The sequence below is a fragment of the Lentilactobacillus kefiri genome (assembly GCF_007989105.1).
GTDB classification, from domain to species: Bacteria; Bacillota; Bacilli; order Lactobacillales; family Lactobacillaceae; genus Lentilactobacillus; species Lentilactobacillus kefiri.
In genome coordinates this window covers 1-8,060 of the sequence record NZ_BJVK01000054.1, presented here as the reverse complement: position 1 = coordinate 8,060, position 8,060 = coordinate 1, and the positions used below count along the sequence as shown (strand labels likewise).

8 protein-coding genes are annotated in these 8,060 nt (G+C 40.8%); 4 read left to right on the top strand and 4 right to left on the bottom strand.

What is annotated here, in order from left to right:
* Nucleotides 1-246 precede the first annotated feature (246 nt).
* From LKE01_RS11055 to LKE01_RS11045, 3 genes are all read right to left on the bottom strand, one after another.
* Nucleotides 247-1,122, bottom strand: coding sequence for a phage tail tip lysozyme (locus LKE01_RS11055; protein WP_054769823.1), 876 nt, complete (start codon nt 1,120-1,122; stop codon nt 247-249).
* A 184-nt stretch (nt 1,123-1,306) separates the two neighbouring features.
* The gene (locus tag LKE01_RS11050; protein ID WP_054769824.1) at nt 1,307-1,606 is read right to left on the bottom strand and encodes a Txe/YoeB family addiction module toxin; all 300 of its coding nucleotides are present in this window, start codon (nt 1,604-1,606) and stop codon (nt 1,307-1,309) included.
* Nucleotides 1,599-1,859 (bottom strand): type II toxin-antitoxin system Phd/YefM family antitoxin, encoded by a 261-nt coding sequence (locus tag LKE01_RS11045; RefSeq protein ID WP_056982524.1) that lies wholly within the window; start codon nt 1,857-1,859, stop codon nt 1,599-1,601. The genes LKE01_RS11050 and LKE01_RS11045 overlap by 8 nt, the downstream gene beginning before the upstream one ends.
* Nucleotides 1,860-2,802: 943 nt before the next feature.
* Between LKE01_RS11045 and LKE01_RS11040 the strand changes: the two genes are divergently transcribed.
* The 4 genes from LKE01_RS11040 (at nt 2,803) to LKE01_RS11025 (ending at nt 7,541) form a co-directional block, all read left to right on the top strand.
* On the top strand, nt 2,803-4,404 hold the full coding sequence (locus tag LKE01_RS11040) for an ATP-binding cassette domain-containing protein (RefSeq protein WP_056982522.1): 1,602 nt from the start codon (nt 2,803-2,805) through the stop codon (nt 4,402-4,404).
* Between the two features lies 1 nt (nt 4,405).
* Nucleotides 4,406-5,536 (top strand): ABC transporter transmembrane domain-containing protein, encoded by a 1,131-nt coding sequence (locus LKE01_RS11035; RefSeq protein ID WP_056982520.1) that lies wholly within the window; start codon nt 4,406-4,408, stop codon nt 5,534-5,536.
* Complete coding sequence (locus LKE01_RS11030) at nt 5,533-6,051, top strand: ATP-binding cassette domain-containing protein (protein WP_056982518.1); 519 nt, start codon at nt 5,533-5,535, stop codon at nt 6,049-6,051. The genes LKE01_RS11035 and LKE01_RS11030 overlap by 4 nt, the downstream gene beginning before the upstream one ends.
* 662 nt (nt 6,052-6,713) lie before the next feature.
* Nucleotides 6,714-7,541 carry a hypothetical protein gene (locus LKE01_RS11025; protein ID WP_056982514.1) on the top strand — a complete coding sequence of 276 codons (828 nt, stop codon included), beginning with the start codon at nt 6,714-6,716 and terminating at the stop codon, nt 7,539-7,541.
* Between the two features lie 330 nt (nt 7,542-7,871).
* Here LKE01_RS11025 and LKE01_RS12130 read toward each other — a convergent pair.
* A partial coding sequence (locus LKE01_RS12130) for a hypothetical protein (protein WP_186806020.1) occupies nt 7,872-8,060 on the bottom strand: 189 nt, incomplete at its 5' end.

Here is an 8,060-nt window from a genome sequence, read left to right as displayed (position 1 = left end):
TAGTTTCCAGACAGACCCTAGTTCATTCGTGGTTTAATGACGTCTTTTAAAGAACGATTTTCACTTAACGATTTGGTGATCCCCTTCAAGAAAAGTCCGGCCTATCCTTGAAGTAGCAGGCTACTATTGGAGCTCCAATAATAGCCTGCCTGATCACAAAACCTATTATGCAATGAAAACAACGGCTAAAATTGTCGTCTTTGTCACCATTTTGGGTATTTTTTGGGTCCTTCTGTCACCCCTGGGTTACTTCTTTTGCTTCCTAACGGGGTCACCGGGATTGGTATCCGTTCCAAAGTACGTGTTCTTAGAAATGTTGGCATACGGGACGTAGTGCCGGGTACCAGTGGTGCCAAGGTACGATAACCAGAAGTGATTGTCATTCTTTTCCTTCTGGTCGTAACTAACCGTCTGGCCGGCCTTATAAGTTGCCAAGCCAGCATCACTCATTTCGGGAGTGTTGCGGCAATTGGTATTAAAGGTGAATTGGCCCTTGGTTTGAATGGTGTAGCCTTCCGGTGTGTTTTTCACATCGTTGTCATTGTTGTTGCCACCATCACCATAGGTGCCGGCATTGCCTTTGTTATAAAGCGTCCACCAAGCAGCAGCTTTGCTTTGCCGGTCTGCTAACGCATCCGTTGATTTGGAGTGCATTTCATAACCTTGTAGGAAGTCCAGGGCGGCGACTTTCGGATCTGTATCGTGGGCAAACTGAACTAATGTCTTACTACCACCGTAAAAACCACCGGTAGCCGTGATCTGACTCCAGACGTAGTCGAGTTGCGTGTTAATATCACTCACTGCTTTGCCAACTTTATCGGCATAGGCTTTAATCTTACCGGCTGGCGTAAATTGGGCAATCCCATAACCAGTCGAAGAGCTCATTGACCAGGTGTGGGGCATGCCAATCTGCCACTGATCTGGATTAATTCCCGATTCATGTTGGAAGTTGGCTAAAATCCCACAGATAGCCGCGTCAGATAGGCCCTTCTTATTAAAGTAGTCATAAACCTGCTTAGCGTGTTGGTGTAAAGCATCTGTTGGCGTATCGGAGCCTCCGCCATTATTCGAATTTGACTGATCGCCTAACAACGTACCATCAAAGTCATAACTGAAATCCACGTGCAGGCCATCTGCCAGAGAATTTATTTCTGTTTGGTAACTCTAAACGTGATCGGATTAAAACTAATGGTACAGTGACCAACAAATTACAATAAAGAATAATTTGAATACGAAAAAGCCCCAAACCAGATTTTTATCTGGTCTGAGGCTTTCAGTTTGAATTAGTTCATTTAGTTAAGATTGTTTAGTGTTTCCGGGAACCGGATTTGCCACTCATATCCTCGTAATGCGCCCAACAAGAGTAGATTGTGACCAATTTGTTGTCTTTATCAATGGTATAAGCGACCCGGTGTTGACCGTTAATTCGTCGGGAATAGAATCCAGCCGCCGGGCGTGTTAACTTCTCAAAGGATTGCACTGGCGAAAACGGGTCAGTTTCAAGCGTTGCTTTAACGCTTTCAAACGATTGACGTAAAGGACTTCTCAATACTTTTCTTAGGTCACCTTTGGCGGTTGATTTAATTTTCAGGTGCCATTTACTCATGATCGATGTCTCGTATCATTGCATCTAGATCAACGTCTGGATCATTTTGACGTTTGAGAGCATCCGGTAATTGACCATTCATTATTAATTCCAATGTTTCTTGCCAGGCGTCGTAGTCCCGCTTACTCATCAAAACAGCACTTTTCTCGTCGTCACTGCCAGCGATGAGCACTGGTTTGGAATCTTGATTAGCAGCCTTAATTAAAGCAAATAATTCTGAACGGGCTTTAGTTGGATTGACAATTTTTTCCATAATGTTTCCTTCTCTCAATAGTTATTTACTTTACAGGGTTAATTATAGCGTACGGCATCCCGTACGTAAACTAATTTAACTTTGAATAAGTATGATTGGAACATCCATACGGTAAGTAGGGGTAGAAGATCAATTAACAGAGAACAGTGCGCATTCCCCTCGGCTTTTAGTCCTATTCAATTTGGAGCCTGGTATGAATTGAAATCGAGCATCTGAAAACCCCTTATAAAATATTTTTTAATGTAGTTTTGCACTTTATTTGACAATTCAAGTCAAATGAAAAGCACTTTTATTTGTTAAGAATTTTCTTTCTGTAATTAACATGGATTAAGGGTGTTTTACTTACATTTTAAACAAGACAATTACATTCAATATAAGTCTATCTTATTATTTTGATCAAATAATCTAAAAATCCAACTTGGGTTACCTGAACGGAATTAACCCATTCAACCAACCATGTGTTGGGACATACAAGCAAAACATGGTTGTATTGCTTGGTAAGCCTGGATTTGAGGAAAAGGGTACGGAATTTAAGAAAAGTATTTAATTGAGTTAAATAATTAGTTTGGTCCGTTCTTAAACATCATCTTGATGTTTGGGAGCGGATTTTTTGTATATGCACTTATCTACTGCATAAACAAACACCAGATTAGTATCGAATCTTAGAAAGGAAACTTAATATTCAAATTATTCTAAATATCAACAAATCTCTTATAAGTCCTTGACATCAGCTTATTTAATCATATATATCCTCAATCCAGGGGCCTAAAATTTATCAAATATTAATTGTCTTATCATTAAATTAGGTGTTTACTTTCCATACAATTTGTATTATTGTTTTTTCAACGGTAATCCGTTCGCCCGCATGGAATTTGTCATATATGAACCGTAAAAAGGATCTTCTGCTGCACTCAACATTTGATCCAAGAAATCAGGTGTCAAGATGAAATCTACCAAACAATTCTCATATATTGCTTTAAAAGATTACCCCTTTTTAATAATTGCAAAAGTCTACATTAACGGCTTCAATGTATTCGTGTCCGTCATGCTGCAATATGGGGTTGCTGCAGCACTGGCCCAGAAATTAACGATCTTATATCAGATTCTGGGTGTGCTGACCATTGCCTCCCTCATTTATGCTGGTGTGTATTATGCATACTCGATGTATTCGGAGCGACTGCGGAAGCGGGTAATTGAATCTGTCAGTCAGGAACTCTTGGCGAGCTCACTGCGAGAAATCGATCTTAATCAGGATAACGGCACAATGGTTAACCTGGTTAACCAAGACGCTGACAATATTGCAAATTATTTTATGATGGGAGTTATGCCGGCAATTGATTTTGTCATGATCATTGGCGGCGGATTAATCTACACATTTTATAATTCCTGGATTTACGGTCTCGTTTACCTTTTCATTGGATGCGGGCTGTATGCCATTGCCCACCACTTTTACGTCAAAGACGTGCGCTATCGCCGAGCTTATCAATTAAGTGATGATCAACAGAAGAACTTTTTGCCGGATGTATATCACAACCTAGCAATAATCCGAATATTTAATACTTCAAAATGGTTAACATCGGTTAACAACCGGCTCTTTGACAGCAAGCGAACCTTATTGCGTCAAGATGTCGGCGCCACCGCGTCAAGCAATGGGGTTGTGCGTGGTGGAATTTATGTCATGGAAGTTGTTTCGCTGTTTGTAGGATTGTTACTGGTCAACGCCCATCAGATCCACTTTGATGTCATGCTGGGTATCTGGAACGCTGGGATTGGCTCAATCTTTGATCCGTTTTTGACTCTTCCAATTGTCCTGGCATTTATGGCCCGGCAGAAGGTATCTTTGGGGCGGGTTACGAATCATTTATCAACTAACACCAAGGTCAAACAAACCCTTTCCAGCGCAGAAGAGCCAGTTAAAAGCATCGAAGGTCAGAAGATTACGTATCAGTATCCAAAGAATAATCATCCTACCTTGACGAACCTATCCTTCACCATCAAGCCTGGAAAAATCACTTTCCTGATCGGCAGGAATGGTGCCGGTAAAACAACGCTTCTACATATTCTGTTGGGTGTCTTAACAATCGATGGCGGCTCACTAATGGTTCGTACAAACGCTGGGCATAACTTGTTATCACTGGCAGATCATGCCGCGTTTGTTCCACAGGCTGGTCAAATGTTTAATACCACCATTGCTGATAACCTGAAATTAGGGAAATCAGTGACTAACCAAGAGCTGACTCAAACGCTTATCCAGGTCCAAATGTTTGACGCCGTCAATTCACTACCCAAAAAACTGGAAAGTGTGGTTGGCGAAGACACCAACTTTTCGAAGGGCCAAATCCGAAGACTAGCCATTGCCCGCGCCTTATTGACTCATCGGCAATACTTGATTTTGGATGAACCCTTTTCCGATATCGATGAAAGCAATCAAAAATCACTCATCCAGTTATTTCGCAAAATCGCTCACAACCACGGAATTATTATCGTCAGTCATACATTTGACTTAATCGAGCCAAATGATCATGTTATTAAGGTTGGTGATTAAAATGAATCAAGCCGTTATTCAGTATTGCCGTGATATTCTCTATCAGCTCCACTATTATCGCCTGGTAGCTATGGCAGTGGGCATTGCCTGCTTGGAATTTGTGCTGGCTTACTACCTGAATTATTTTGTTTCTGCAATTACCACCCAGTCACTCACAAAGTTTATCGTCATCGGCGGCAGCCTTGCTTTCATTGGCGTTCTAATCGGCATCATTCAAAGACAGATAAAAATAAGTGAAGGAATGCTTCAGCTATCCATTGAAAATTCCATCACCAACACGGTATTCCAAAGCTCTCTGTCTCAGCCAGCCGATGCGGTTCTAAGCAAGCCGCTAGGAGCCTGGCTGTCACTCAATAATTCCGATGCCCCAATCATTTCACAGTCGCTGGCGGTTTCCTTAACAGATTTTATTGCCGGCGCCGCTTCATTTTTAGCCGCATTCATCTTTGGCATATTAATTTCACCCTGGTTAACGTTAATCATTCTGACACTGGGTCTGGTATCGCTCTTAATTCCGAAATTAACCGGAAAATGGATCCTAACCACCCAGCAACAGCGTCAGACGGATCAGGATACCATGCAGACAACCCTCCTTCAAATTTTTGATGCTAAAGTCCTGCTTCACACGCTCCATGCCGAACGCTTTGCCCAAAATCTGTTTTCAAAGAAATATAAAAAGTTTACGCAAAGCCAACTTGAAAATGCCCGGAGCCAACACTTAATCGAAAGTATTAGCGTTGGTGCCGGCTTCTTATTCGATGTCACTTCCCTGGTCATCAGTCTGACCTTCGTTGCTAAAAATCAAATTACCATCGGCCAGTTCATGGGATTTAATGTCTTGAACAGCAGCTTTACCTGGATCTTTTACACAATGCCGGGTCTATACAACCAACTGTTAAGAGCATCCGTTTCTGCAAAACGGCTATTATCATTTGGCACGACTTCTGAGATCGCGAAACAGTCGTCCAACCATCCAAACGAGATAAAAACGCTGCGGTTAAGCCACCTGAGCTTTAAGTACGGTCAAGAGACAAGCTGGGTTTTAAAAGATGTCAACCTGGATTGGCAATTAACCCCGCAGACCAAGATCATCTTAACGGGTCCCAGCGGTTCAAAAAAACAACCTTTTTGAAACTCTTACTGGGATTCCAACAGCCAAATAAGGGCAGTTTGCATTACCTGGATGATTCAAGAACTCCATTTGCGCCCGGTGAAGTTAAGTTATCCTATGTGCCCCAGCAAGTGAGGTTATTCAGCTTAACCATTCGAGAGAACATTCTGTTGGGCAGAAGTATCACGTCGCAGCAATATGAGAAAGTATTAAAGCAGACCGACTTATGGGACTTTATCGAAAGTCTTCCAAAAAAGGACGAGACCAAAATCCTTTCATCAAACGCCGGAAATCTTTCTTCAGGGCAAATTCAAAAGATTGGCGTTGCTCGAGCTCTGGTTCAGAATACCAGCTTCATATTATTCGATGAACCAACCGCCAACTTGGATGACCAGTCAGCCAACGACTTTGAGCGAACAATTAAAGAACTCCCAGTAGCAGCGATTATGATTACCCACAGAGCAATGCAGAATACCTCTGAAATGAGGCACTACGAAATCGAAGATGGCACGATTAAGTTGAAACAATCAAGGTGACAATATGTAGAAATGCTATTTGGGATTTAAAGAAACGGGCAAGGAACTTAAGAAACGTATTTAATTGAATAGTATTCAATAAAAATGTCGCTGGTATTCATTACGAATATCAGCGGCATTTTTTTGATTTAATCTTGATGCTTCACCTCAGTTACTTTATGCAAGAAAATTGAATTTAAAGAGCATGTTGTGGGGGTGATTGCAACATGGAGTTACTAGTACACCATTATTGTTACGTTCTCTTAAAATACGTCTCATGTATTGACTATAATCCACATTGAATTATAGTCAATAAGTGAGACAGATTTTTACAAGAGATTAAGAACCATGTTTGGTTTCCACATTTCAAAAACACAAAAGCACAATCCCCCAAATCCAGGATTGTGCTTTTCTTTACGAAATTCAAACAATCGCATGGCCAACAACGATCTGGTCAAGTATCTTTTCGTCATCTACAGGCCACTGAAATCATCAATAATGCGGTTTTCAACCGATCCAATGTTAAGCAGATGATAACTTTCAACAGTTGCTTATTCCACCGTTCTGTCGATCTCTTTTAGAAATAATTGTTTGTGAACTTCGTTGACGGTAAAATTACATTATTTTCAAAACTTCAGTTACAATGGAAGTTAACAAAGCAATCTATCTTGGAGGCTCATCTTATGAAAAAACAACTATTAAAAATAGTTTTATCGGGGTTAGTATTTTGTGGGGTATTAACTGCTGCTTCAACTGCTCAAGCAAAGAAGCCTTACAGCTGGTCGGTAATGGACGGGCCATTAATGTACTATACCAAACCAAACGTAAAGGGATATATTTGGAATTATAGCCATACCAGAAAATTACATAACGTTAAAAACTATCGTTATACCAGTTGGCTTGTTACTAACGCTTCCACCAAAAGGATTAAGGGTAAAAGATCGGTTTACTATCGGGTCTATTCTGCCAATAAGAAAGTCAAAGGACTCGTTTGGAGCGGCTATCTTACAAAGGCACTTGCCACGCCATTAGATAAGATTTCAAGTAATCAGCAGTATTTGAATTATATCAATTCCAACCCTAGCCAACGCTTAACTAAAGCCTTAATTAAACTATTTCCCAATAGCCCCGTTGACATCAGCTTATCGCGTTCAATTGATAATATCACGGCAACCACACCCATTAAAAATCAGAATTTTACCGACTTTATTGCAATTAGTAACCTTAAGGATCCTAATAATCCAAATCCCCATCAAGATGGAAGTATCGACAGCTATCTCTACTACAGTTATGGTCAGGCGATTACACCACGAGTTAAACGGGTAACTGAAATTCTTAATGCGAATGGGTATAATGCAAGCAAACGCGCTTCGATGACAAACTATTCGCTTGGCGTTGACGTTGTAGATGGCGCTTTATATGGGACGACGACTAATTCACCATATCCCCAACATGATGATCAGACAACCCGATTAATTTATGAAATATATCTTGCGAAAAATAAAGCATGAAGAATCGATTATAGTAAGTATGTAAAACGACTCTAAGAGAGACTCAAAGCCGCATTAGTTTCCACATCTCAAAAACACAAAAGCACAATCCCACCAATCCGGGATCGTGCTTTCTTCAGTAAATTTAAACAATCGTACGACCAACAATGCTATCGTCAAGTATCTATTCGTCATCTGCAGGCAACTGTAAACATCAATAGCGTGATTTCGACGTTAGGCGGATTTACAACCCTAAAAGGTTACTTGCCACCGTTCTGTCGATCTCTTCTAAAATCCGTTTCGCTTATTGCCTATAGTCCAAATAAAAAGAACGGCGAAATGCCATTCTTTTTATCTGGTTCCAATTACAAATCCTTGGTGCATATCACCCGTAGCATATTGATCGGACCACTGGAAGTTAGTCAGATAGATGCCAATGACGTATTTCTTTTGACGTTTAACAGTAGTGTAACCGTTAGCCTCCAGAATCGCCTTGATTTTTGCTAATCTCTGTTGGTTGGTTAACCGGTTTTTAACATT

Excerpts from the sequence above, each read along its gene's own strand:
- LKE01_RS11050 (WP_054769824.1), bottom strand. The coding sequence starts at position 1,606 with ATGAGTAAATGGCACCTGAAAATTAAATCAACCGCCAAAGGTGACCTA.
- LKE01_RS11045 (WP_056982524.1), bottom strand. The coding sequence starts at position 1,859 with ATGGAAAAAATTGTCAATCCAACTAAAGCCCGTTCAGAATTATTTGCT.
- LKE01_RS11040 (WP_056982522.1), top strand. The coding sequence starts at position 2,803 with ATGAAATCTACCAAACAATTCTCATATATTGCTTTAAAAGATTACCCC.
- LKE01_RS11035 (WP_056982520.1), top strand. The coding sequence starts at position 4,406 with ATGAATCAAGCCGTTATTCAGTATTGCCGTGATATTCTCTATCAGCTC.
- LKE01_RS11025 (WP_056982514.1), top strand. The coding sequence starts at position 6,714 with ATGAAAAAACAACTATTAAAAATAGTTTTATCGGGGTTAGTATTTTGT.